The 24,859-nt window shown below is 74.2% G+C and carries 21 protein-coding genes and 1 pseudogene; 15 read left to right on the top strand and 7 right to left on the bottom strand.

The window, feature by feature from the left end:
* Nucleotides 1-229 precede the first annotated feature (229 nt).
* Complete coding sequence (locus ACH4TG_RS02395; RefSeq protein WP_398239922.1) at nt 230-1,747, top strand: cysteine desulfurase/sulfurtransferase TusA family protein; 1,518 nt, start codon at nt 230-232, stop codon at nt 1,745-1,747.
* A 52-nt stretch (nt 1,748-1,799) separates the two neighbouring features.
* Here the strand turns inward: ACH4TG_RS02395 and ACH4TG_RS02390 are convergent, their stop codons facing one another.
* Entirely contained in the window at nt 1,800-2,777 is a 978-nt protein-coding gene (locus ACH4TG_RS02390; RefSeq protein WP_398239920.1) for a carbohydrate kinase family protein, read from the bottom strand.
* Between the two features lie 104 nt (nt 2,778-2,881).
* On the opposite strand from ACH4TG_RS02390, the gene ACH4TG_RS02385 reads away from it, so the two are divergent.
* Together ACH4TG_RS02385 and ACH4TG_RS02380 are read left to right on the top strand one after the other, a co-directional pair.
* Nucleotides 2,882-3,100, top strand: coding sequence for a hypothetical protein (locus ACH4TG_RS02385; RefSeq protein ID WP_398239919.1), 219 nt, complete (start codon nt 2,882-2,884; stop codon nt 3,098-3,100).
* A gap of 95 nt (nt 3,101-3,195) precedes the next feature.
* Entirely contained in the window at nt 3,196-4,878 is a 1,683-nt protein-coding gene (locus ACH4TG_RS02380) for a hypothetical protein (RefSeq protein ID WP_398239917.1), read from the top strand.
* Between the two features lie 265 nt (nt 4,879-5,143).
* On the opposite strand, the gene ACH4TG_RS02375 is transcribed toward ACH4TG_RS02380, so the two are convergent.
* On the bottom strand, nt 5,144-5,497 hold the full coding sequence (locus ACH4TG_RS02375) for a HesB/IscA family protein (RefSeq protein WP_398239915.1): 354 nt from the start codon (nt 5,495-5,497) through the stop codon (nt 5,144-5,146).
* A gap of 304 nt (nt 5,498-5,801) precedes the next feature.
* On the opposite strand from ACH4TG_RS02375, the gene nadA reads away from it, so the two are divergent.
* Nucleotides 5,802-6,986 (top strand): quinolinate synthase NadA, encoded by a 1,185-nt coding sequence (gene nadA / locus ACH4TG_RS02370; RefSeq protein ID WP_398239913.1) that lies wholly within the window; start codon nt 5,802-5,804, stop codon nt 6,984-6,986.
* 22 nt (nt 6,987-7,008) lie between these two features.
* Complete coding sequence (locus ACH4TG_RS02365) at nt 7,009-7,923, top strand: GNAT family N-acetyltransferase (RefSeq protein WP_398239911.1); 915 nt, start codon at nt 7,009-7,011, stop codon at nt 7,921-7,923.
* Nucleotides 7,924-7,959: 36 nt separating this feature from the next.
* Here the strand turns inward: ACH4TG_RS02365 and ACH4TG_RS02360 are convergent, their stop codons facing one another.
* From ACH4TG_RS02360 to ACH4TG_RS02345, 4 genes are all read right to left on the bottom strand, one after another.
* Nucleotides 7,960-8,757, bottom strand: a complete 798-nt coding sequence (locus ACH4TG_RS02360; protein ID WP_398239909.1) for a response regulator — start codon at nt 8,755-8,757, stop codon at nt 7,960-7,962.
* A complete protein-coding gene (locus ACH4TG_RS02355; RefSeq protein WP_398239907.1) occupies nt 8,754-10,220 on the bottom strand; it encodes a sensor histidine kinase in 1,467 nt (488 codons plus the stop codon). The genes ACH4TG_RS02360 and ACH4TG_RS02355 overlap by 4 nt, the downstream gene beginning before the upstream one ends.
* Nucleotides 10,221-10,330: 110 nt before the next feature.
* Nucleotides 10,331-10,609, bottom strand: coding sequence for a hypothetical protein (locus ACH4TG_RS02350; protein ID WP_398239905.1), 279 nt, complete (start codon nt 10,607-10,609; stop codon nt 10,331-10,333).
* A gap of 66 nt (nt 10,610-10,675) precedes the next feature.
* Complete coding sequence (locus ACH4TG_RS02345; protein WP_398239904.1) at nt 10,676-11,467, bottom strand: PspA/IM30 family protein; 792 nt, start codon at nt 11,465-11,467, stop codon at nt 10,676-10,678.
* Between the two features lie 195 nt (nt 11,468-11,662).
* Here ACH4TG_RS02345 and ACH4TG_RS02340 point away from each other — a divergent pair, with 195 nt between their 5' ends.
* The 3 genes from ACH4TG_RS02340 (at nt 11,663) to ACH4TG_RS02330 (ending at nt 14,430) form a co-directional block, all read left to right on the top strand.
* A complete protein-coding gene (locus ACH4TG_RS02340; protein ID WP_398239902.1) occupies nt 11,663-12,250 on the top strand; it encodes a DUF3043 domain-containing protein in 588 nt (195 codons plus the stop codon).
* The gene (locus ACH4TG_RS02335; protein WP_398240466.1) at nt 12,247-13,110 is read left to right on the top strand and encodes a class I SAM-dependent methyltransferase; all 864 of its coding nucleotides are present in this window, start codon (nt 12,247-12,249) and stop codon (nt 13,108-13,110) included. The genes ACH4TG_RS02340 and ACH4TG_RS02335 overlap by 4 nt, the downstream gene beginning before the upstream one ends.
* Nucleotides 13,111-13,227: 117 nt before the next feature.
* Nucleotides 13,228-14,430 (top strand): S1C family serine protease, encoded by a 1,203-nt coding sequence (locus tag ACH4TG_RS02330; RefSeq protein ID WP_398239901.1) that lies wholly within the window; start codon nt 13,228-13,230, stop codon nt 14,428-14,430.
* 186 nt (nt 14,431-14,616) lie between these two features.
* On the opposite strand, the pseudogene ACH4TG_RS02325 reads toward ACH4TG_RS02330, so the two are convergent.
* Nucleotides 14,617-14,823, bottom strand: a pseudogene (locus tag ACH4TG_RS02325) (hypothetical protein); the annotation flags it as partial.
* A 194-nt stretch (nt 14,824-15,017) separates the two neighbouring features.
* Here ACH4TG_RS02325 and ACH4TG_RS02320 point away from each other — a divergent pair.
* The 7 genes from ACH4TG_RS02320 to lpdA all read left to right on the top strand — a co-directional run bounded on the left by ACH4TG_RS02320 (nt 15,018) and on the right by lpdA (nt 24,831).
* Nucleotides 15,018-16,217 (top strand): bifunctional adenosylcobinamide kinase/adenosylcobinamide-phosphate guanylyltransferase, encoded by a 1,200-nt coding sequence (locus ACH4TG_RS02320; protein ID WP_398239899.1) that lies wholly within the window; start codon nt 15,018-15,020, stop codon nt 16,215-16,217.
* A gap of 471 nt (nt 16,218-16,688) precedes the next feature.
* Nucleotides 16,689-17,726, top strand: a complete 1,038-nt coding sequence (cobT, locus tag ACH4TG_RS02315) for a nicotinate-nucleotide--dimethylbenzimidazole phosphoribosyltransferase (protein WP_398239897.1) — start codon at nt 16,689-16,691, stop codon at nt 17,724-17,726.
* A gap of 177 nt (nt 17,727-17,903) precedes the next feature.
* The gene (locus ACH4TG_RS02310) at nt 17,904-19,613 is read left to right on the top strand and encodes a phosphatidylglycerol lysyltransferase domain-containing protein (protein ID WP_398239895.1); all 1,710 of its coding nucleotides are present in this window, start codon (nt 17,904-17,906) and stop codon (nt 19,611-19,613) included.
* Nucleotides 19,614-19,707: 94 nt separating this feature from the next.
* On the top strand, nt 19,708-20,313 hold the full coding sequence (locus ACH4TG_RS02305) for a hypothetical protein (protein WP_398239894.1): 606 nt from the start codon (nt 19,708-19,710) through the stop codon (nt 20,311-20,313).
* A complete protein-coding gene (locus ACH4TG_RS02300; protein WP_398239892.1) occupies nt 20,310-21,092 on the top strand; it encodes an adenosylcobinamide-GDP ribazoletransferase in 783 nt (260 codons plus the stop codon). The genes ACH4TG_RS02305 and ACH4TG_RS02300 overlap by 4 nt, the downstream gene beginning before the upstream one ends.
* Nucleotides 21,093-21,720: 628 nt before the next feature.
* On the top strand, nt 21,721-23,229 hold the full coding sequence (locus ACH4TG_RS02295) for a leucyl aminopeptidase (RefSeq protein ID WP_398239890.1): 1,509 nt from the start codon (nt 21,721-21,723) through the stop codon (nt 23,227-23,229).
* 213 nt (nt 23,230-23,442) lie between these two features.
* Nucleotides 23,443-24,831, top strand: coding sequence for a dihydrolipoyl dehydrogenase (lpdA, locus tag ACH4TG_RS02290; RefSeq protein ID WP_398239889.1), 1,389 nt, complete (start codon nt 23,443-23,445; stop codon nt 24,829-24,831).
* Nucleotides 24,832-24,859 lie beyond the last annotated feature (28 nt).

The raw sequence follows: 24,859 nt of genomic DNA, 5'->3' as shown, positions 1-24,859 counted from the left end.
TTCCCGAGAGTCTCGCCCGCGCGTCCGAGTGTTCCGGCCGTCTGCTGGTCGGTCGGCCCGAGCGCGGGCACTGAGGTGTGGATGTTTATGCGGACCAAACCCTACTGGACGCTATTTGGGGTCGCGCGGGGAGGGGGTACAACGCGCCGGGCGCCACCCCGAAGGGATGGAATCCCGCGCTCAGGACGCCTTCTGACACCCCGCCCGTCCCGGACGGTAGCGTGCTGGCGTGTCCTATTTCGATATGGCTTCGGCCGCTCCGCTGCACCCCGTGGCACGTCAGGCGCTCGTCGCCGCCCTCGACGAGGGCTGGGCCGATCCGGCGCGGCTGTACCGGGAGGGACGACGGGCGCGGCTGCTGCTGGACGCGGCCCGGGAGGCGGCGGCCGACGCGGTCGGCTGCCGGCCGGACGAACTCGCCTTCACTCCTTCGGGGACACGCGCCCTGCACTCCGCGATCGCCGGGGCCGCGGCGGGACGCCGCAGGACCGGCCGGCACATGGTGGTCTCGGCGGTGGAGCACTCCGCGGTGCTGCACGCCGCAGCGCCGTACGACACCACCGAGGTCGGGGTGGACCGCACCGGGCGGGTGGATCCGGCCGCGTTCGCGGCGGCGCTGCGCGCGGGCACCGCGCTGGCCTGCCTCCAGTCCGCCAACCACGAGGTGGGCACGCTGCAGCCGGTGGCCGCGGCGGCCGAGGCGTGCCGGGCCGCGGGGGTGCCGCTGCTGGTGGACGCGGCACAGTCGCTGGCCTGGGGGCCGGTGGAGGGCGGCTGGTCGCTGCTCGCCGGCAGTGCGCACAAATGGGGCGGACCGCCAGGAGTTGGACTTCTCGTGGTGCGCAAGGGCACCCGGTTCGCCCCGCAGGAGCCCGCGGACGAGCGGGAGTCGGGACGGGCCCCCGGCTTCGAGAACCTGCCGGCCATCGTCGCGGCGGCCGCGTCGCTGCGCGCGGTCCGCGCCGAGGCGGCCGCGGAGGCGGCCCGGTTGTCGGCCCTCGTGGACGTGATCCGGATGCGGGTGCCGCAACTCGTCCCGGACGTCGAGGTGGTGGGCAGCGAGCGGGAGCGGCTGCCGCACCTCGTCACCTTCTCCTGCCTCTACGTGGACGGCGAGGCGCTGCTCTCCGGTCTGGACCGGGCCGGGTTCTCGGTGTCGTCCGGCTCGTCCTGCACCTCCAGCACGCTCACGCCGAGCCATGTGCTCAGGGCGATGGGGGTGCTCTCGGAGGGCAACGTCCGGGTGTCGCTGCCGCCGGGAACCCTGGCCGAGGACGTCGAGCACTTCCTCGCGGTACTGCCGCAGGTGGTGGCGGACGTCCGGGCGCACTCCGGCGCGGACGCCGTGCCCGCCGCCAACGGACGTGCCGGCGCGGGGAGTTCACAGGCTCCCGGCACCGCAGCCACGTCGGGCACACCGGACGCATCGGTCATCTCCGGCACAACGGGCGTTCCGGATACGGGAGGCGCCCCGGAGGCGGCAGCCGTCCCGGAGGCCGACGCGAGCACCACCGAGCCCGGCGCCGGTCTGGTCGTGGACTCGCTCGGCAAGCGGTGCCCGATCCCGGTGATCGACCTGGCCCGGGTGATCGGCGAGGTCCCGGTGGGCGGGCTGGTCACCGTGCTCTCGGACGACGAGGCGGCCCGGCTGGACATCCCGGCCTGGTGCGCGATGCGCGACCAGGAGTACGTCGGGGAGCGCCCGGCCGAGCGCGGCGCCGCCTACGTGGTGCGGCGCCGCGTCTGAGACCGCGGGCAAGGACGGGCCGGGAGAAACCCCTCCCGGCCCGGTGCCGCCGTCAGTGCGCGAGGTGCTGCTGCACGTCGGCCGCGGCGGTGTCGCCGTACGCCTTGGTGAACCGCTCCATGAAGTGGCCGCGGCGCAGCTCGTACTCCTGCGTGCCGAGGGTCTCGATGACCAGGGTGGCCAGCATGTTGCCGACCTGGGCGGCCCGCTCCAGGTCGACGCCCCAGCTGAGGCCGGACAGGAAGCCGGCCCGGAACGCGTCGCCGACGCCCGTCGGGTCGACCTTGGCGTCCTCCTCGGGGCAGTGCACCTCGATGTCCGGCTCGCCCTTGCGCTCGATCCGCACGCCGTGCGCGCCGAGCGTGGTGACCCGGGTGCCGACGCGGCCCAGGATCTCCGCGCCGGTCCAGCCGGTCTTGGTCTCGATCAGGCCCTTCTCGTACTCGTTGTTGAACAGGTACGCGGCGCCGTCGAGCAGCACCCGGATGTCGTCGCCGTCCATGCGGGCGATCTGCTGCGAGAAGTCGGCGGCGAACGGGATGCCGCGCGTCCGGCACTCCTCGGTGTGCCGGATCATCGCCTCGGGGTCGTCCGCGCCGATCGACACCAGGTCCAGGCCGCCGACCCGGTCGGCGACGGCCTGCAGCTCGATCAGCCGGGCCTCGCTCATCGCGCCGGTGTAGAAGGAGCCGATCTGGTTGTGGTCCTGGTCGGTGGTGCAGATGAAGCGCGCGGTGTGCTGCACCTCGGAGATGCGCACCGAGGCGGTGTCCACCCCGTGCCGCTCCAGCCAGGCGCGGTACTCCCCGAAGTCGTTGCCTGCCGCGCCGACGAGGATGGGCCGGGCACCCAGCTGGCCCATGCCGAAGCAGATGTTGGCGCCCACTCCGCCGCGCCGCACGTCGAGCGCGTCGACCAGGAAGGACAGCGACACCGTGTGCAGCTGGTCGGCCACCAGCTGGTCGGCGAACCGGCCGGGAAAAGTCATCAGATGGTCGGTGGCGATGGATCCGGTGACGGCGATACGCACGGCGGCGGGCTCCTGAAGAGGGATGGGCGGTACGGACGGGACACGCTGAAACTACCCGATAGTAGGGCTTTCTCCATGCGTTCCGCGTGCCTAGGGTCGGGCGTATGGGCGACAACAAACTGCCACTCGTTCTCCCCTCCGCACCAGTCGGCGAATCCGAATCACTGCAGGAGCTGATCGGGGACTGCCGGCGGATGGCGGAGCACTGGAAGGCCCCGGCCGCGAAGAAGCCCGATGCGGTGGCCCCGGCCAGTCTGCACGGCATCACCGTGCCGGCCGCATCCGCCCACGTGGTGAGCGGTATGCCGGACTACGGCGACTGACCGCTCGGCGGCGCACCGGACGGGGAGCGGAACCGGAAGGCGGGCGGCCGCGTCACATCGGCACCTGACGGTAGACGGAGCCGAAGGAGCACGCGGTGAGCACCGAGCGCCACGACCACAACAGCGACGAGCCGAGCCACGCGCCCGGTCCCGACACCGGAACGTCCGCTGCCGCCGACGGCGGCGACACGGCACACGAGCACCCGCAGGACCGGCCGGGGCGCCGGCAGCGCCTGACGGTCGTGGCGGTGGCCGCCGCCGTGCTGGTGGCCGGGGGCGGCGGCGCCTACTGGGCGACGGCGTCCGGCGGCGACAGCACGGACGGCGCCGGGCGGACCTCGCAGGGCGCGTCCCAGCCGCTGCGCTTCGACGGTCCCGGTGTCGGCGTGTCCGGCGACGCGGCCACCCCCGTGGCCGGCGGCGGGAGCTACCGGCTGACCGGCACGCTGCCGAGCGGGCCCGCGTCCGCGCCGGTGTACCGGACGCAGGGAGCCGTCACCCAGAGCGCCGTGCAGCACCTGGCGACCCTGCTCGGGGTCAGCGGCGCGGTGGCGACGGTCGGCGAGTCCTGGCGGGTGGGCGGCAGCGCGGACGGCGGCGGCCCGTCGCTGCTCGTGGCCAAGGACGCGCCCGGCTCCTGGACGTACTCCCGGCTCGGGCCGCCCACGGCGGTGACCCCGCCGGACCACGTCATGCACCCGCTGCGCTCCGACGGCTCCAGCGGTTCCGGCAGCACCGGCGTCGCAGGCCCGGACGGCACGAGCAGCACGAGCAGCACGACGAACGCGTCCGGCTCCTCCAGCAGCTCCTCGAACGCGCTGACCGACGCCACCCCGCCGGTCAGCGCCCAGCAGGCGCTGGCCAAGGCCCAGCCGCTGCTCGCCGGCCTGGGCCTGTCGGGGGCGCACACCGACGCCTCGCAGACGATCGGCGCGCTGCGCCTGGTCGAGGCCGATCCGGTGGTCGGCGGACTGCCCACCCACGGTTGGGCCACCACGGTCCAGGTCGGCGCGGACGGTCTGATCACCACGGCCAACGGCCGGCTCGCCACGGTCGCCAAGGGCGCGACCTACCCCGTGGTGACGGCGGCGAAGGCGCTCGCCGAGCTCAACGCGAAGCCCGTCGCCGAGCCGGCGGGAGCGGCCTCGTGCCGGCTGCCGGTGCCGACGATGACGCCCCTCGCGCCGGGAACCGGCGGGGACGACCTGCGGCGCAGCACGCCGTGCCTGCCGCCGCAGCGGCACCCGGCGGAGGTGCGCGGCGCCACCTTCGGCCTCGCGACGCAGTACGTGGACGGGGCCCAGGCCCTCGTGCCGTCGTGGCTGTTCGCCACCGCGCAGGCCGGCGTGAAGACCACGTCGGTGGTGGCGCAGCCGGCGGTGGACCCGAAGTACGTGGTCTACGGGAACGGCTCGACCTCCACTCCGGTGGCCCCGGTGACCCCGGTCACGCCCGTCAACCCCGGCGGAACCATGCAGACCGGTCCCGGCCAGCCGGCCGACCCCCGCGCGCCGCACGCCGTGAAGTTCACCGCCTACCAGGCGAAGGGCACCACGCTCACCGTCACCTTCTGGGGCGGGCTGTGCGGTACCTACCAGGCGACGGCGGACGAGACGGCCACCCAGGTGGCGGTCAAGGTGACGGAGACCCCGGCCAAGCCCGGCAAGGTCTGCCCGATGATCGAGAAGGCCCTCACCGCCCAGGTGACGCTCAAGCAGCCGCTCGGCGACCGCAAGGTCGTGGACGCCACTGACGGGCAGCCGGTCAGGGGACAGTGACCGACTGCCAACAGAAAGCGGCGGCACCTGGTGGGGGTGCCGCCGCTTTCGTGTTTTGTCTTTTTCCTCTGTGTCACCGCCCGAGCGGGCCGGTTCCCCATGCCGTTCCCGGGTTACGCCCGTGTAGCCGTCGAGCCAAAGGGCCCGCCGGTGCCTGGAGGGAGAACGCGCGCAGGCCCCGAGGGACGAGGGGCCGAGCACGATCGACCGGCAGACACCGGGCCCAAAAGGGCCCGGAGGCGAGACGGCGGCAATAAAGGGGCGCTCAGTGGAAGGAGTCGCCGCAGGCGCAGGAGCCGGTGGCGTTCGGGTTGTCGATCGTGAAGCCCTGCTTCTCGATGGTGTCGACGAAGTCGATGGAGGCGCCGCCCAGGTAGGGGGCGCTCATCCGGTCGGTGACGACCTTGACGCCGCCGAAGTCCTTGACGACATCGCCGTCGAGCGAACGCTCGTCGAAGAAGAGCTGGTACCGCAGGCCCGAGCAGCCGCCGGGCTGGACGGCGACGCGCAGCGCGAGGTCGTCGCGGCCTTCCTGCTCCAGCAGGCTCTTCACCTTGCCGGCGGCGGCGTCGGACAGGAGGATGCCCTCGCTCGCGGTGGTCTCGTCCTGAACCGTCATGTGCTTCACTCCCGGGTTGTACGGACTGCTGGCTACCGATGCTCAACCGGTACCCGCTCGGATTCATTCCGCGCCGTGCGTCTGCCGTGCGGCCGGCCGGCCGCGTCCAGCGGGTCCGCGGTGACCTGTCCTCTCCATGCTCGCACACGGCCGCAAGGTGCGGCCGTGTGCTCGCGCGCGCCCCGTCTCCGGCGAATGCGTCACATCGACGAGACGCCCATCGTCAATCTGACACGAACGGGCTATCATAGATAGCGTCAAGTAGACGAAAAGGTCTGCGCCGCAAAGAAAGGGCTACGGGCCCGTGACCACCACTCAAACGCTGAACGATCCGCTGGACGTCCAGCCCACGCCGCTGGCCCTGCTGCTGCTCGGCCGCGAGTCCGACCCGCGCAGCGAGCGCGGCGTCGAGTGCCCGGGGGACCTGCCGGCGCCCTCTGACCCCGACCTGGTCGAGCGCGCCCGCGCCGCGAAGGCCCGGTTGGGCGACCGGGTGTTCATCCTGGGCCACCACTACCAGCGCGACGAGGTCATCGAGTTCGCCGACGTCACCGGCGACTCCTTCAAGCTGGCGCGGGACGCGGCGGCCCGGCCGGACGCGGAGTACATCGTCTTCTGCGGTGTCCACTTCATGGCCGAGTCCGCCGACATCCTCACCTCGGAGCAGCAGCAGGTGATCCTGCCGGACCTGGCCGCCGGCTGCTCGATGGCCGACATGGCCACCGCCGAGCAGGTCGCCGAGTGCTGGGACGTGCTGACCGAGGCGGGCGTCGCCGACACCGTCGTCCCGGTCTCGTACATGAACTCCTCGGCGGACATCAAGGCGTTCACCGGGCGGCACGGCGGCACCATCTGCACCTCCTCCAACGCCCGGCGGGCGCTGGAGTGGGCGTTCTCGCAGGGCGAGAAGGTGCTCTTCCTGCCCGACCAGCACCTGGGCCGCAACACCGCGGTGCTGGAGATGGGCCTCACGCTGGACGACTGCGTGGTCTACAACCCGCACAAGCCCGGCGGCGGGCTGACCGCCGACGAGCTGCGCGCCGCGAAGATGATCCTGTGGCGCGGCCACTGCTCGGTGCACGGCCGCTTCTCGCTGGACTCGGTGGAGGACGTCCGCGCCCGCATCCCCGGCGTCAACGTGCTGGTGCACCCCGAGTGCCGGCACGAGGTGGTGCGCGCCGCCGACCACGTCGGCTCGACCGAGCACATCATCCGGATGCTCCAGGACGCGCCGGCCGGCTCCAAGTGGGCGATCGGCACCGAGCTGAACCTGGTGCGCCGGCTCGCCAAGGCCCACCCGGACAAGCAGATCGTCTTCCTCGACAAGACCGTCTGCTTCTGCTCGACGATGAACCGGATCGACCTGCCGCACCTGGTGTGGGCGCTGGAGTCGCTGGCCGACGGCAAGCCCGTCAACCGCATCCAGGTGGACGCGGAGACCGAGCACTTCGCCAAGCTGGCGCTGGAGCAGATGCTGGCCCTGCCGTAGGGCGGCGGGCAATGATGGATCGGTGATCCTTCGACCCGTCCGCGACGACGAGGAGGACGCCGAGGCCGTGCGGATGATCTCGTCCGCCGCTCTCGGCCCCTCCCGCACGCTGCCGGGCGACGCGTCCGGCAGGGACGCGCGCTTATCCCCCGGCGCCCCCGGCGGCCGCGCCCACGACGCGGAGCACGCCGCCCGGGACCGCAGCCACCACCGGCACCTGGCGAGGACCGACCCCGGCGGCTGCTGGATCGCCCAGGACGAGGAGGCCGGGCCGCTCGGCGCGGTGCTGTCCACCCGGCGCGAGGGCACCTGGGGCCTGTCGCTGCTGGCGGTGCTGCCCGGTGCGCAGGGCAAGGGCGTCGGCAAGGCCCTGATGGCACGGGCCCTGGTGCACGGCAAGGCGTGCCTGCGCGGTGTCATCGTCGCGCCGCCGAACCCGGTGGCCGCCCGCACCTACCGCAGGGCCGGCCTCACCCTGCATCCGGCGATGGTGCTCAGCGGGAGCGTCGACCCGTCGGGGCTCGCGCCGCTGGACGGCGCCGTGCATCCGGGGACGCCGCGCAGCCGGGACATGATGGACTCCGTCGACCGCCGTACCCGCGGCGGCGCGCACGGCCCCGACCACGACGAACTCCTGCGCCACCACCGCCTGCTGGTGGTCGACGACCTGGCGGGCAGCGGCTACTGCTACGCGCACGACGACGGCGTGGAACTGCTCGCGGCGACCTCCCGCCGGCTGGCCACCCGGCTGCTCACCGCGGCGCTGCTGACGATGCCGCAGGGCCGGCCAGTGCGGGTGGCGGGCCTGACCGCGGAGCAGGAGTGGGCCGTGGACGTGGGGATCGCCGCGGGTCTCTCGGTCGCGAGCGGCGGCTACGTGTGCCTGCGCGGGATGCGTCCGCCCGCGCCGTACGTGCCGTCGCCGTGGTTCCTGTGACACTCCCGGTCACCGCGGTGCGTCACCGCGGGTGCGTCACCGGGGGTGCGGGCGCACGAGCCCCGACTCGTAGGCGGCGACGACCAGTTGGGCCCGGTCGCGGGCGGCGAGCTTGGCCATCGTGTGGTTGATGTGGGTCTTGACGGTGAGCGGGCTGACGCCGAGCCGCTCGGCGATCGCGTCGTTGGACAGGCCGCCCGCGATCTCCACCAGCACCTCGCGCTCCCGCACGGTCAGCGCGGCCAGCCCCGGAACCTCGCGCGGCGGTCCGCCGTCGCCCTGCTGCTGGGCGACGAACCGGGCGATCAGGCTCTTCGTCGCGGACGGTGAGAGCAGCGCCTCGCCGCGGGCCACCGTCCTTATGGCGCCCAGCAGTTCGTCGGGCTCCGCACCCTTGCCGAGGAAGCCGGCCGCGCCCGCGGTGATCGCCCGCACCACGTACTCGTCGGCCTCGAAGGTGGTCAGCACCAGCACCGCGGTGCCCGCCAGCGCCGGGTCGCCGGTGATCTCGCGGCTGGCGGCGATCCCGTCGGTGCCGGGCATCCTGATGTCCATCAGCACCACGTCGGGCCGGTGCGTCCTGGTCAGCGCCACCGCCTCGGCGCCGTCCGCCGCCTCGCCGACGACGGCCAGGTCCGGCTCGGACTCCACCAGTATCCGCAGGGCGCCGCGCATCAGCGCCTGGTCGTCGGCGATGAGCACCCGCAGCGGCGCGGCCGGTTCGGCACCGGCCTGTCCGCCACGGTCCTCTCCGGCACGGTCCTCTCCGGCGCCGGCTCCGGCGGCACCGGCGTCCGCCGGACCGTGCGGCGTCCCCGCCCCGGGCCCCGTCATCCGGCGGCCCCGCCGTCCGCGGCGGGCGGGTGGAGGCGCGAGCGCGGGGGCAGGGACAGCGGCAGCCGGACCCAGACGCGGAATCCGCCGCCGGGGCGGGCACCGGTGCGGCACACCCCGCCGAGGGCGCTGGCCCGCTCGTGCATGCCGAGGAGGCCGTGCCCGCCTGACAGCGCCGCCTCCGTGCCGGACGTCGGCGCCTCCGGCGCCGCGGACCCGCCGCCCGGCGGCGGAGCCGGGCGCGGCAGGCCGGGCGGCGGCAGCAGCGAGGTCGCGGTGCCCGGCGCCCCGTCGTCGTCGACGACCAGCTCCAGCGTGTCCCGCTTCCTGCTGATCCGGACGACGGCCCCCGCGTCCGGGCCCGCGTGCTTCTGCACGTTGGTCAGCGACTCCTGGATGATCCGGTACGCGGTCAGATCGACGCTCGCCGGGAGCGCGGCGGCCGCTCCCCCACCGCCCTCCACGCCGGAACCGCCGTCCTCCGCACCAGAGCTGCCGTCCTCCGCACCGGGGCCACCGGCCGCCCTCTCGGCGCGGCTCGTGCAGGGCCGGGTGCCCGCGTCCAGCTCGCGCCCGGCCACCGCGCACTCCACCTCGACCCGCAGCCCGGCGCGGCGGAAACCGTCGAGCAGCTGGTCCAGCACGCCCAGCCCGGGGGCCGGTTCCATCGGCGCCTCGGGCTCGCCGGACTGCCGCAGCAGGCCGACCGTGGCCCGCAGCTCGTCCAGGGCCGAGCGGCTGGCCTCCCGCACATGGGCCAGCGCCTGCTTGGCCTGGTCGGGGCGGTTGTCCATGACGTGCGCGGCGACCCCGGCCTGCACGTTGACCAGGGCGATGTGGTGGGCGACGACGTCGTGCAGCTCGCGGGCGATCCGCATGCGCTCCTCGGCGACCCGGCGCCTGGCCTCCTCCTCGCGGGACCGCTCGGCGCGCACCGCGCGCTCCTCGATGGCGGCCACGTACTCGCGGCGGCTGCGGGCCGCGTCGCCCGCGGCGGTGGCCATCCCGGTCCAGGCGAGCACCGCGAAGTTGGCCTGGCAGTACCAGGGGCCGGGGCCGAAGCCCATGCCGAGCCCGGTGAGGCCCGCGCCGGCGGCCAGGCCGGTGGTCCAGGTGGTGACGCGGTCGGTGCGGGCGGCCACGGTGCACAGGGCGACGGCCACCGCGAGCACCACCGGCACCCGCCCGTCGACCGGGCTCACCACGATGAACAGCGCCGCCAGGGCGCAGGTGAACAGCAGCACCGCCCAGGGCCAGCGGCGCCGGGCGACCAGCGAGACGCAGGCCAGCCCGGCCAGCACGCTCTCCAGCGGGCCCAGCCGGTAGAGGCCGGCGCCGCCGACGAGCGTGCCGACCAGCAGCACGGCGAACGCGGCCGCGGCCAGGCCGGCGTCGGCGGTGTTCTGGTGGGCGCGCAGCCACAGGTACGGGCCGGCCAGCGCCTTCCGGGCGGGGTGCTGCACAGTAGGCAACCGTAAATGACGGCTCCTGCCCAGCAGCACCCCCGGTGCCGTACCCGGCTCCCGGCGCCGGGTGGGTCCGGCGCCGGGTCGGCGGGTCCGCCGGGCGGGGTTCAGCCCGGGATCAGTCCTTCGTCGTGGAGCATCTTGCGCACCTCGTCGAGGGTGGCCTCCGCGGCGGGCAGGATCAGCCCGGACGGCTCCAGGACGTCGTCGGGCAGGGGCGTGCCGAGCTGCCGCACCCCGTCGAGCAGGGCCCCCAGCGTGCGCCGGAAGCCCTCCTCGTCACCCGACTCCACCGCGGCCAGCAGTTCGTCGTCCAGCGTGTTCAGCTCGGCGAGGTGGGCGTCGTCCAGCTCCACCTGGCCCTCCCCCATGATCCGCACGATCATGACGGCCTCCTCCGTAAAGCCCGTAGTCGGCAGGACGTGACAGGACGTGAGCAGCGGGCGCGGTGGCTACTGCTTGTCGAGCCTGGGGGTGTCCTGCGGCTGGGCCTGGGTGTTCTGGCCACCCTGGCCGCCCTCGATCGCCTGCGGGGCGCTCCCGCCGGCCAGCTCGGCCTTCATCCGCTGCAGCTCCAGCTCGACGTCGCTGCCGCCGGAGAGCCGGTCGAGCTCCGCCTGGATGTCGTCCTTGGCCAGACCGCTCGGGTCGTCGAGCGCACCGGACGCCACCAGCTCGTCCAGGGCGCCGGCCCTGGCCCGCAGCTGCTCGGTCTTGTCCTCGGCACGCTGGATCGCCATGCCGACGTCGCCCATCTCCTCGGAGATGCCCGAGAAGGCCTCCCCGATCTGGGTCTGCGCCTGGGCCGCGGTGTACGTGGCCTTGATGGTCTCCTTCTTGGTACGGAAGGCGTCCACCTTGGCCTGCAGCCGCTGGGAGGCGAGCGTGAGCTTCTCCTCCTCGCCCTGCAGCTGCGTGTGCTGCGTCTCCAGGTCGGTGACCTGCTGCTGCAGCGCCGCCCGCCGGGACAGCGCCTCACGCGCCAGGTCCTCACGCCCGAGGGCGAGCGCCTTGCGCCCCTGGTCCTCGTAGGTCGCGGACTTCTTCTGGAGCTCGGTCAGCTGCAACTCGAGCCGCTTGCGGGAAGTGGCCACGTCCGCCACGCCCCTACGCACCTTCTGCAGCAGCTCCAGCTGCTTCTGGTACGAGTAGTCGAGCGTCTCGCGCGGGTCCTCAGCCCTGTCCAGGGCCTTGTTGGCCTTCGCGCGGAAGATCAGTCCCATCCGCTTCATGACACCGCTCATGGGCCTCGCGCGCCCCCTTCTCGGCAACTGCTCCAGCACCTCTACAGACCCAAGCCTACGGGCCATGGTTCCATTACCGCACTGTTCGGGTCCGGATGCGCTCATCCCCAAGGACGATCACGGTTCGGTGACCTCAGGCCCAGGGAGTAGGTGAGGGGCTGGGGTGGCGGCCCGGGCTCACGTAACCTGGGAGGCGTGTTCCGACGTCGTTCCCAAGATGAGCAGGTCTCGACCACCGCGGTGCTCGACGATCAGTCCCGCGACCCGCAGGCTCCCAAGGGTCGCCCCACTCCCAAGCGCAGCGAGGCCCAGAGCCAGCGGCGCAGGACCGTGACCGCCCCGACCGACCGCAAGGCGGCGGCGCGCCAGGCGCGTGACTCCCGCCGGGCCGACATGGCCAAGCAGCGCGAGGCGCTGGCCGGCGGCGACGACCGGTACCTGCCGGCCCGCGACAAGGGCCCGGTGCGCAAGTTCGTCCGCGACTTCGTGGACTCCCGGATGCGGGTGGCGGAGTTCTTCCTTCCCATCGCGGTGCTCATCCTGGTGCTCAGCATCGTCCGCGTCGGCTCGCTGCAGACCATCTCGCTGCTGCTGTGGCTGATCGTGATCGTGGCGATCGTCGTCGACTCCTTCGTCACCGGCTTCTCGCTGCGCCGCCAGCTGCGCAAGCGGTTCCCCGACAAGAACGCCAAGGGCGCCGTCGCCTACGGCCTGATGCGCACGCTCCAGATGCGCCGGCTGAGGCTGCCGAAGCCGCAGGTGTCGCGCGGCACCAAGCTCTGAGCGCCGGGACCGCCGGCCCTGGAGCCGCCGGGTTCACCGGCGGCGCGCAGGGCTGGCTCGCCGGTCTGAGCGGGCTGCGGAACACCGTCCGCCAGGAACTGGTCGCCCGCCAGCTCGACGAGCAGCTCGCCACGCTGCGCCCTGATGCGCGGGGTTCCGGCGCCGGGGACACCGGCACATCGACGGATTCCGGGGCCGCCGGCCTGCGGATCCTGGACGTCGGCCCCGGCCAGGGGACGCAGGCGCTGCGGCTGGCCCGGGCGGGTCATCGGGTGACCGGTCTCGAGTCCGATCCGGCGATGCTCGCCGCCCTGCGGGCCGCGGTCGCCACCGAGCCCGCGCAGGTGCGGGAGCGGTTCGCCGCGGTGCACGGCGACGGCCGCCGGGCCGGCACGCTCTTCGGTGCCGGCTCCTTCGACGTGGTGCTGTGCCACGGCGTGCTGATGTACGTCCCGGACCCGGAGCCGCTGCTCGCGGCGCTGGCCGGGCTGCTGGCGCCGGGCGGCCTGCTCTCGCTGCTGGTCCGCAACGGCGACGCGCTGGCCATGCGGCCCGGGCTGCTGGGCGACTGGGAGCAGGCGGTCGCCGCGTTCGGCTCCGACGCCTACACCAACCGGCTGGGCCTGGCCACGCGCGCCGACCGGCGCGAGCCGCTGGCCGCGGCGCTCGCCGGTGTCGGGGTGCCGCTGCGCGCCTGGTACGGGGTGCGGGTGTTCACCGACACCGCCGCGGACGACGCCAGGGCCCCGCAGGACCCGGACGCCCTGCGGCTGCTGCTGGAGGCCGAGGAGCGGGCCGGCCGCACCGATCCCTACCGCGAGGTGGCGGCGCTGCTGCACCTGTGCGGGGTGCGCGCGTAGGGCCGTTCCACCGGCTCGCACGGAGCCCGGGCGCGGCCCGGGCGGGACCCGGGCGGGACCCCCCGATTGGCGGCGCGAGCCGGGCCGCGGGCCGCCCGGAACGCGAGAATTTCCGGCATGAGTGGATCGCACCCCGCCCTCGCCCGCAGTGCTCGTTCCCGCCGCCTCGACCGAGGCCGGCCGCACGGGACCGGACCGCTCGGGACCGGACCGCTCGGGACCGGACCGCTCGGGACCGGACCGCGCCGCTCCCGCGTCCTGCTGCCCGCCGCCGCGGCCGCGCTGACCGCCACGGCGCTGCTGGCCACCGGGTGCACCTCCGGCGGTACGGGCGGGCACGCGGCGGCGCAGACGCCGGGTCCGGTCCAGGCCGCGGACCAGCAGGCGTCGAGCGCGGGCGACCTGCAGACCGCGTACACGAACGCGGTGAAGAAGGTGCTGCCGTCGGTCGTCTCCATCACCACCGCCGCGGGCCTGGGCTCCGGCGTGGTCTACGACGGCCAGGGCGACATCGTCACCAACGCCCACGTGGTGGGCAACGCCACCACCTTCCAGGTCTCGCTCGCCACCGGCGGGCGGCCGCTCGGCGCGAAACTGGTGGCCAGCTACCCGGCCGGCGACCTCGCGGTGATCAAGCTGGACTCGGTGCCCAGCGGGCTGCAGCCGGCGACGTTCGCGGACTCCTCCAGCGTCGTGGTCGGCGACATCGTGCTGGCGATGGGCAATCCGCTGGGCCTGTCCAGCAGCGTGACGGAGGGCATCGTCTCGGCGACCGGCCGCACCGTCAGCGAGAGCGCGTCCGACGGCGGGACGGGCGCGACCATCCCGGACATGGTGCAGACGTCCGCGGCGATCAACCCGGGCAACAGCGGCGGTGCGCTGGTCAACCTGAACGACCAGGTGATCGGCATCCCCACCCTCGCGGCGACGGACCCGCAGCTGGGCAGCGGCGCCGCACCCGGCATCGGCTTCGCGATCCCCGCCTCCACGGTGCAGCGGATCGCCGGCCAGATCGTGCAGAACGGCAAGGTCACCAACTCCGGCCGGGCGGGCCTGGGGGTGACGGTCCGCGGCGTGGTCGGCTCCGACTTCCAGCCGGCGGGCGTGGCGATCGTCTCGGTGACCAAGGGCGGCGCGGCGGAGAAGGCCGGCCTCCAGGCGGGCGACGTGATCACCAAGGTGGACAACGCGCCGATCACCACGGTGCAGTCGCTGACCGCGGCCCTCGCGGGCCTCAAGCCCGGCCAGCAGGTGCCGGTCACCTACGAGCGGGACGGGACGACGAAGACGGTGCAGGTGACGCTGGGGACGCTGGGCTGAGTCCGGTGTGAGCCGGCTGCCGGACCGGGGCGGCCGCCCGCGGGACGCCGGGGACGCCGGTGTCCCGCGGGCGGCCCGCGGTCAGCTCCCGTCCGCGGCTTCGGGGGCCACGGTCGCGCCGTGCACCGGCTCGGTGCCGTCCACGGCCTGGACGGCCGCACCGCCGTCCGGGTCCTCCGCGCTGTCGGCGGTTTCGGCGTGCAGGCTCATCGGGCCGTAGATCCTCGTCTCGTCCTCGAACAGCACGGCCTGGTCGGCGCCGCCCTCCAGCAGCTCCTTCCATGCCTCGCCGATCCAGGACTCGGCGTCACCCTGGGTGGTGAACTCCTCGGGCTCCACCGCGGGCGGCACCTCGCTGCCGTCGGCCTTCTCGAACCGCCACGTCCACGCCATGTGTTTCTCCTCGGTCCTGTGAGGTCGTCTGTCGTCTGGGGGTGTCGTCTGGAGTTGTCGGGGCGATCCGGGGTCCTGCCGGATCCTCCCTGCTGCTCTCGCAGCGTATCGGCACCGTCCGGGCGCGTAACGGGCCTTTCGCCGCATGGCGGGCCGGACGCGCCACCGCGGGCCGGACGCGAGAGGATCACTCCGTGGAACTGACTCTGCTCGGCACCGGCGGCCCCGAGGGCCTGCCGCTGCCCGACTGCCCGTGCGCGGCCTGCGCCCTCGCCGTCGGTGCCGGCGCCCGTGCGGCGACCGCGGTGCTGATCGACGGCGTCGTGCTGATCGACCTGACGCCGGGTGTCGCGCTGGCCGCGGCGCGGGCCGGGCAGAGCCTCGGCGCGCTGCGCCTGGTGCTGCTCTCCCACCCGCACGACGGCCCGGCCGTGGAGATCCCTCCCGGCCTGCCCGCGCCGGCCCGGGTGCCGGACGGGCAGCGGCTGCCGCTGATCACCGGCCACCGGGTCGAGGCGGTGGCCACGGACGCGCCGGGCACGGGGTACGCGGTGGAGTCCCCGGACGGGCTGCGCGCCCTGTATCTGCCGCCGGGCTGCGCGCCCGCCGGGCTCCCCGAGGACGGCGCGGAGCCGTACGACCTGGTACTGCTGGACGTGGTGGGGCGGCCCGACGCGCTCGCGCGGCTGCGCGCGGCCGGGGCGGTCGCCTCCACGACGGACGTGGTCGCCGTCCACATCGGGCACAGCGCGCCGCCGCAGCCGGAGCTGGGCCGCCGGCTCGCCGCGCTCGGCGCGCGGGCCGTGCCGGACGGTACGACGCTGGTCGCCGGCGACTACCAGAGCGTGCCGGACGTGCCGCGCCGCACGCTGGTGCTCGGGGGTGCGCGCTCCGGCAAGTCGGCCGAGGCCGAGCGGCGCCTCTCGGCGTTCCCCGAGGTGGTGTACGTGGCGACCGGCGGCAGCCGGGAGGACGACGCCGACTGGGCGCGGCGGGTCGCCGACCACCGGGAGCGGCGTCCCGCCGGGTGGCGCACCGAGGAGACCCGCGACCTCGTCCCGCTGCTCTCGTCGGACGGCCCGCCGCTGCTCATCGACTGCCTCGGGCTGTGGCTCACCGACGTGATGGACTCGGCGGGCGCGTGGGACGACGAGGCGTGGAACGACGGTGCGTACCGCCAGGTGCGGACCCGCACCGAGCAGTTGGCCGTCGCGTGGCGCAACACCCGGCGGACGGTGGTCGCCGTCTCCAACGAGGTGGGTTCCGGCGTGGTCCCCTCCCACGCTTCGGGGCGCCGCTTCCGGGATGAGCTGGGCCGTCTCAACGCTTCTGTCGCCGCCGAGTCCGAGCATGTCCTGCTCCTCGTCTCCGGGCTCCCCCTCCCCCTCCGCTGACCCCCCGCCCCGGCCGTGCGACGGCAGCGAAGCCCTCGCCAGGGGCGCGGGGTCCCCCAGGGCTGCGCCTGGGAGGTGCCCCCAGCGCGCCCAACCCCCACCGGCCGCCCGCCGGCGACGCTGCCCCCCGGGGCAGGAACGTGCCCCGCCAGGGGCGCGGGGAACTGCGCGCCCAGCCCGACTGCGGGCCGCAGTTCGCCACCGCCCCGAAGGGGCAGATCGATCCGTCCCGGACCACCGGCCGGTGGCCGGTTGCGCGCGCAGGGGGCACCTCCCAGGCGCAGCCCTGGGGGACCCCGCGCCCCTGATGGTGACCCCACACCGCGAGGTGGCCCAGAGCCGGGGCCGAGCCCCGAGGGGTGCCCCACACCGCATCGGGCGGGCAGGGGAAGGGGGTTCGGGGTGGGGCCGAACCGACGGCCGGTGGAGGGGGAAGCACCGCAGAGGAATCGTCACGGTACTGTTCGGCGGGTGAGCGGCATCGATCTGGACGACTTCGGCTCCTCGGTGGAGCGCCCCGACGCAGGGCTGCGACGGGACTCGCAGGAACGCTGGCGGGAGCTGGTGCGGCCGGCGGACGGGCTGGGCAAGCCGGCCGAGCTGGCGGACTGGCTGTCGGCGGTGCAAGGACAGGTACCGGCCCGGCCGCTGGCCCGGCCGCGCGTCCTGGTGTTCGCCGCCGACCACGGCGTGGCCGAGCTGGAGGTGTCCACCCGCCCGGCGGGCACCGCGTCCACGCTGGCCCGCGCGGTCCTCGACGGCACCGCCCCGGTCAGCATCCTGGCCCGCCAGTTCGGCGCGGAGGTGCGCCTGGTGGACATGGCCCTGGACTGCGACCCGGAGGAGCTGCCCGCCGAGGTCACCGCGCACCGGGTGCGCCGCGGCTCGGGCCGGCTGGACATCGAGGACGCGCTGACCCGCGAGGAGGCCGAGCAGGCGTTCCGTACCGGGATGGCGCTGGCCGACGAGGAGGCCGACTCCGGGACGGACCTGGTGCTGCTCGGCGACGTGAGCGTGGGCGGCACGACGGTCGCCGGCGTGCTGATCGCCGCGCTGTGCGGCACCGACGCCTCCGTGGTGACCGGCCGCGGCTCCGGCGTCGACGACCTCGCGTGGATGCGCAAGTGCGCGGCGATCCGCGACGGCCTGCGCCGGGCCCGCCCGGTGCTGGGCGACCAGCTGGCGCTGCTCGCGGCCGTCGGCGGCGCCGACTTCGCGGCGACCACCGGCTTCCTGCTGCAGTCCGCGGTCCGGAAGATGCCGGTCGTGCTGGACGGCGTGGTCAGCGCGGCCTGCGCCCTGGTGGCGCAGCGGATCGCGTTCCGCGCGCCGGACTGGTGGCTGGCCGGACACGCCAGCGGGGAGGCCGGACAGGCCAAGGCCCTGGACCGGATCTCGCTGACCCCGCTGCTCGACCACGCCGTGCACTCCGGCGGCGGCACCGGCGCGCTGCTGGCGCTGCCCCTGCTGCAGGGCGCCGCCCTGCTCTCCGCGGAGCTGACGGCCTGATCGCCGCCCCAGGGAGAATCCCCGCGACCGGCCGCACGACCTTCCGGACGACCGGCCGCGGGGATTCTCCCCCGGCGGCCGCCCCGGCGCACGTCCGGGCAGCCAGCCGCGCGATTCCCCGCGCTGTCCGGCGACCATGACCGGCTATCCGGACATTCCGGCATAAACTTCCCAGACATGGGAACCGCCCGGCGCGCCGCCGTCTTCACGGTGTGGTACCTCCGCATCGTCACCGCAGTGAACCTGCTGGGCGCGGTCTGGGTGAGCTTCGGTGCGGACATCCGCCGGCACAACGCGCAGGACTACTTCACGCCGTACCTGCTCACCGCGGGCTTCACCTCGACCGCGTTCGCGCTGTTCCTGTCGGTGATGATGGGCCGCCACAAGCGGGCCGCGTGGATCCTGAACCTGGTGCTGTGCGGCCTGTTCTTCGCCGCCCTCGCGCTGAGCATGGTGTGGCCGCAGATCCACCGGCACCCGCAGAACTGGGTGTCGCTGGCGCTGACCGGCTCGTTCCTGGCGGCGCTGCTGCTCGGGCGGCGCGAGTTCCGCGCCAAGGGCGACCCGGCGAACCCCTGGCACGCCGCCCTGGTGGCGGTGGTCGGGCTGGTGCTGGCCGGACTCGTCGGCACCGGGCTGGTGGCCGCCACCAACTCCGCGCACGGCGCGACGTTCGGCGACATCTTCGGCTACGCCCTGGTCCGGCTGGTCTCCCTGGTGCCCAGCGACACCGCGTTCGCCGCGATCTCGACGCCCGGCTGGGTCGACGTCGTCATCAACGTGATGAGTGCGCTGCTCTTCCTGCTCGTGCTGTTCGTCGCGTTCCGCTCGCCCCGCGGCCGGGAGCTGCTGTGCGCCGAGGACGAGGACCGGCTGCGCACCCTGCTGGACAAGTACGGCGAGCGCGACTCGCTCGGCTACTTCGCGCTGCGCCGCGACAAGAGCGTCATCTGGTCGCCGAGCGGCAAGTCCGCGATCGCCTACCGCGTGCTGGGCGGCGTCACGCTGGCCTCCGGCGATCCGATCGGCGACCCGGAGGCGTGGCCCGGCGCCATCGACGCATGGCTGGCCGAGGCCCGGCAGCACGCCTGGGTGCCGGCCGTGATGGGCGCCAGCGAGGAGGCCGGCACGGTCTACGCACGGCACGGCCTGGACGCGCTGGAACTCGGCGACGAGGCCATCGTCGAGACCGACGACTTCACGCTCGAGGGCCGCGCGATGCGGACCGTCCGGCAGGCGTACAACCGGGTCAAGCGGACCGGCTGCACGGTCCGCATCCGGCGGCACGCCGACATCCCGCAGGACGAGATGGACATCCTGGTGGAGCGCGCCGACCACTGGCGCGACGGCGCGACCGAGCGCGGCTTCTCGATGGCGCTCGGCCGGCTCGGCGACCCGGCGGACGGCGAGTGCGTGATGGTCGAGTGCTCGGACGGGGACGGCCGGCCGCGGGCCCTGCTGAGCTTCGTGCCGTGGGGGCCGAACGGGCTGTCGCTGGACCTGATGCGCCGGGACCGCAGCGCCGACAACGGCCTGATCGAGTTCATGGTGATCGAGCTGATCGAGCGGGCCGCCGAGGTGTCGGTCCGTCAGATCTCGCTGAACTTCGCGATGTTCCGCTCGGTGTTCGAGCGGGGCTCGCGGCTGGGGGCGGGACCCGTGCTGCGGTTGTGGCACTCGTTGCTGACGTTCTTCTCGCGGTGGTGGCAGATCGAGTCGCTGTACCGCGCCAACGCCAAGTTCCGCCCGATCTGGGAGCCGCGCTATGTGCTGTTCGGCAAGTCCAGCGAACTGCCCAGAATCGGCCTCGCCGGCGCTCGGGCCGAAGGCTTCCTCGGCATCCCCCGGCTCCCGGTGCCGCTGCGCCGGCGCCGCGAGTCCGCCTGAGAGCGCACGGCCCACGGCGGCGGGAGCCGGGCGCGGCACCGCGGGGCGGCTGCGGCGGCTGGCCCTCGCCGAGTGGGGCGCGGTCTTCCCCGACGTGTGGCGGCGGCTGCGCCAGTCCGGCCCGCGGGCCGTCCCGCTGACGCTCGCCTCCTGCGCGGGGATCCTCGCGCTGCAACTGGTGCAGCACTCCGACCGCGTCAGCGACTGGGTGGAGCGGCTCGGCGGCGTCTACGCCACGCTGCCGTGGTGGCAGGCGCTGCTGCGCACCCCGCTGTCGCTGTTCGTGCCCGACCCCTCGCTGCCCATCTGGGGCCTGGTCGTGCAGGTGGTCGTGGTGTTCGGGATCGCCGAGACGACGCTGGGCGCCCGCCGCACCCTCGGCGTCGCACTGCTGGCGACGCTCGCCGGCACCTGCTTCGCACGGTGGTCCGTGTGGGCCGGTCCCGGCATCCTGCTCGGCCTGGCGCCGCAGGCACTGGACGTGCGCGACACCGGTCCGTCCGCGGCGGTCGTCGCGCTCGGCGTCTACGCCGCGTGCCGCTACCGGGCCTGGTGCACGGCCGCGGCGATCGGCGTCGCCATGGTCGTCGAGGTGGTCTGGGTGACCAACCTCGCCGGGTACGAGCATCTGGCCGGGGTGGCCGTGGTCCTGGCACTGGCGGCGGCGGAGCGAGGGGTGCGCGGTAGCCTCGCGCGGTGACCAGGCCAGCCCCGCTCGACGCCCTCCGCTTCTCCTTCGGCACGCTCACCGTGCTCCCGGTGCGGGTCACCCGCTGGGACCGGGGAGCCGCCCGCGGCGGCATGCTGGCCGCGCCGCTGGCCGGCGCCGTGGTGGGCCTGGCCGCGGCGGTCGCCGGCGGCGTCCTCGTCGCGCTGGGCGCGGCTCCGCTGCTCGCCGCGGCCGGCGCGGCCGCGGTGCCCGCGGCGCTCACCCGGGGCCTGCACCTCGACGGGCTCGCCGACACCGCCGACGGGCTGGGCAGCGGCAAGCCCGCGCCCGAGGCCCTGCAGATCATGAAGCAGTCGGACATCGGGCCGTTCGGCGTGGTCGTGCTCGTGCTGGTGCTGCTCGGGCAGGTCGCCGCGCTGTCCGGTGCCTACGGGCACGGCTGGGTGTACGGCGGCCTCGCGGCGGTGCTGGCCGCGGTGGCCGGGCGGGCCGCGATGACGCTGGCGTGCCGGCCCGGGGTGCCGGCCGCGCGGCCCGGCGGGCTGGGGGCGGCCGTCGCCGAGGCCGTACCGCTGCGGGCAGCGCTTTTCGTGGCGGCGGCCTGTGTCGTGGTCTCCGGTGCGGCCGGGCTTCCCTTCGGCGGGCTCACCGCGCTGCGGACCGCGGTCGCCGCTGTCCTCGGCCTGCTCGCTGCACAGTGCCTGCTGCGGCGGTGCGTTCATCGCTTCTCCGGGGTGACCGGTGATGTTTTCGGTGCCCTCTGCGAAGTCGCCACCCTCGCCACCCTCCTCCCCCTCGCCCTCCGCTGACCCCCTGCGGGGTGCGGCCCCCTCCCACCGTGCGACGGCAAACGCTGCCCCGCGGGGCAGGACGAGCCCCGCCAGGGGCGCGGGGAACTGCGCGCCCAGCCACTCACGGGCCGTGCGACGGCGACGTCTCGTCGCGGGGCAGGGCGTGCCCCGCCAGGGGCGCGGGGAACTGCGCGCCCAGCCCGACTGCGGGCCGCAGGTCGTCACCGCCCCGAAGGGGCAGATCGGTCCGCTCCGGACCACCGGCCGGTGGCCGGTTGCTCGCGCAGGGGGCACCTCCCAGGCGCAGCTCTGGGGGACCTCGCGCCCCTGATGGTTGCCGTACACCGCACGGTGGCCCAGGGGCGGGCCGAGCCCTGATGGTGACCCCACACCGCAAGGTGACCCAAGCGGGGCCGCAGGCCCGAGGGTTGCCCCACAGCGCAAGGTGACACAGGGGCAGGTGGGGGCGGAGGCCCGGAGAGGAGAGGGTGCGGCTCCCCGCGGGGGACAGTGGGGAGCCGGGCGTACCCTCGGAGGGTTGAACGCTCTCGCCCCGCCCCGCTGATGTGGCGGAATACGATGCGGGAGCCCGGCCGGGCCACCCACCGGCCGCCCAGGACCTCGACCGAATAGGACCTCACCCACCGTGACTGCTCTGACTCTCAGTACCTCTTCCGCCGCAGCGTTGCGGGCGGATGCCGTCGTCGTGGGCCTGGCCAAGGGCGCGAAGGGCCCCCGGCTGGCCCCGGGAGCGGAAGCCGTGGACGCCGCCTTCGACGGCAAGCTGGTCGCCGTCCTGGAGACGCTCGGAGCGTCCGGCGCCGAGGGCGAGGCGACCAAGCTGCCCGCGCCGTCCGGCGTGAAGGCCGCGATCGTGCTCGCGGTGGGCCTGGGAGAGGCTCCCGAGGACGGCGACGGCTACGACCTGGAGGCGCTCCGCAAGGCCGCCGGTGTCGCGGCCCGCGCCCTGGCCGGCGCGAAGAAGGCCGCGTTCGCCCTGCCCGCGGCCGACGCCGCCGAGGTCGAGGCGGTCGCCACCGGCGCGCTGCTGGGCGCCTACGCGTTCACCGCCTACCAGACGGAGAACGGCGGCAAGGGCTCGCTCGGCGAGGTCGCCGTGGTCGGCGCGAAGCCGCGCGACAAGGAGCACAAGGCCGCGGCCGAGCGCGCCACCGCGGTGTCCGCGGAGGTCAACCGCGCCCGCGACCTGATCAACACGCCCTCCAACGACCTGGACCCGAAGGCGTTCGCCGCCCAGGTGCAGGCCGCGGGCAAGGAGTTCGGCCTCAAGGTCGAGGTGCTCGACGAGAAGGCGCTGGCGAAGGGCGGCTACGGCGGCATCATCGGCGTCGGCCGCGGCTCGGCGACCCCGCCGCGCCTGGTGCGGGTGGCGTACAAGCACCCCAAGGCGGACCGCACCCTGGCCTTCGTCGGCAAGGGCATCACGTACGACTCGGGCGGCATCTCGCTGAAGCCGGCCGGCCACAACGAGACGATGAAGTGCGACATGAGCGGCGCCGCCGCGGTGTTCGCCGCGGTCGTGGCGATCGCCAAGCTGGGCCTTGAGGTCAACGTCACCGGCTGGCTCGCGCTGGCCGAGAACATGCCCGGCGGGAACGCGACCCGCCCCGGCGACGTGCTGCGGATGTACAGCGGCAAGACCGTCGAGGTGCTGAACACCGACGCCGAGGGCCGGCTGGTGCTGGCCGACGCGCTCGCCCGCGCGTCGGAGGAGACGCCGGACGCGATCGTGGACGTGGCGACGCTGACCGGCGCGATGGTGCTGGCGCTGGGCGACGGCCGCTTCGGCATCATGGCGAACGACGACGACTTCCGCGCCGCCGTGCACACCACCGCGCTGGCGCAGGGCGAGGACTCCTGGCCGATGCCGCTGCCGCAGCAGCTGCGCAAGACCTTCGACTCCCCCACCGCGGACATCGCCAACATGGGCGTGCGGCCGGGCGGCGGCCTGATCGCCGGCCTGTTCCTGCGGGAGTTCGTGGGCGAGGGCATCACCTGGGCGCACCTGGACATCGCCGGCCCGGCGTTCAACGAGGGCGGGCCGTTCGGCTACACGCCGAAGGGCGGCACCGGCACCGCGGTGCGCACCCTGGTGAGCCTGGCCCGTCAGGCCGCCGAGGACGAGCTGCTCTGACCGGGTGACTTCCCTCACGTACGGCCCCGGATGTCACACTCCGGGGCCGTACTGCGTGGGTCGGCCCCCGGCCCGGTGACCCGTCTGCCGCCGAGAAGTGCGAAGATGTTGTCTCGGCACGACAGGGCCCCCTTTGAGACAAAGCGGCCGAACCAAGCCGCCGACCGGTCATGGTGGACCGGCTCCGGCGTACCCATGCATGGAGGACGTGACGTGGCGAACGACGCCAGCACTGTTTTCGACCTAGTGATCCTCGGCGGTGGCAGTGGCGGCTACGCTGCCGCTCTGCGTGCCGCGCAGCTGGGACTGGACGTCGCCCTGATCGAGAAGAACAAGCTCGGGGGCACCTGTCTGCACCAGGGATGCATTCCCACCAAGGCACTGCTGCATGCCGGTGAGATCGCGGACCAGGCTCGCGAGAGCGAGCAGTTCGGCGTGAAGACCACCTTCGAGGGCATCGACATCGCTGCCGTCCTGAAGTACAAGGACGACGTGATCTCGGGCCTCTACAAGGGCCTCCAGGGCCTGGTGGCCTCGCGCAAGGTGACGTACATCGAGGGTGAGGGCCGGCTGTCCTCCCCGACCTCGGTCGACGTGAACGGCCAGCGCGTCGAGGGCCGCCACGTGCTGCTCGCGACCGGCTCCGTGCCGCGCTCGCTGCCGGGCCTGACGATCGACGGCAACCGGATCATCTCCTCGGACCACGCGCTGGTCCTGGACCGCGTGCCGAAGTCCGCGATCATCCTCGGCGGCGGCGTCATCGGCGTCGAGTTCGCCTCCGCGTGGAAGTCCTTCGGCACCGACGTGACGATCGTCGAGGGCCTGCCCCACCTGGTGCCGGTCGAGGACGAGAACAGCTCCAAGCTGCTGGAGCGGGCGTTCCGCAAGCGCGGCATCAAGTTCAACCTGGGCACCTTCTTCCAGAGCGCCGAGTACACCGCCGACGGCGTCAAGGTGACCCTGGCCGACGGCAAGACCTTCGAGGGCGAGGTGCTGCTGGTCGCGATCGGCCGCGGCCCGGTCTCGCAGAACCTGGGGTACGAGGAGCAGGGCGTCGCGATGGACCGCGGCTACGTCCTGGTCGACGAGTACATGCGCACCAACGTGCCGACCATCTCGGCCGTGGGCGACCTGGTCCCGACCCTGCAGCTGGCGCACGTCGGCTTCGCCGAGGGCATCCTCGTCGCGGAGCGCCTGGCGGGCCTGAAGGCCGTGCCGATCGACTACGACGGCGTGCCGCGCGTGACGTACTGCCACCCCGAGGTCGCCTCGGTGGGCGTCACGGAGGCCAAGGCCAAGGAGCTGTACGGCGCGGACAAGGTCGTCACGGTCAAGTACAACCTGGCCGGCAACGGCCGGAGCAAGATCCTCAAGACTTCGGGCGAGGTCAAGCTCGTCCAGGTGCGCGACGGGGCCGTCGTGGGTGTCCACATGGTCGGCGACCGGATGGGCGAGCAGGTCGGCGAGGCTCAGCTGATCTACAACTGGGAGGCGCTGCCGACCGAGGTCGCGCAGCTCATCCACGCTCACCCGACGCAGAGCGAGGCCCTCGGCGAGGCCCACCTCGCGCTCGCGGGCAAGCCGCTGCACTCGCACGACTGACCCTCCGCACGCCCACCCCATCCGCACC

Source organism: Streptomyces sp. NPDC020917 (assembly GCF_044333795.1).
Lineage (GTDB): Bacteria > Actinomycetota > Actinomycetes > Streptomycetales > Streptomycetaceae > Actinacidiphila.
Note: the sequence above shows the minus strand (reverse complement) of the source record. Positions and strands in the feature narration are given on the sequence as shown.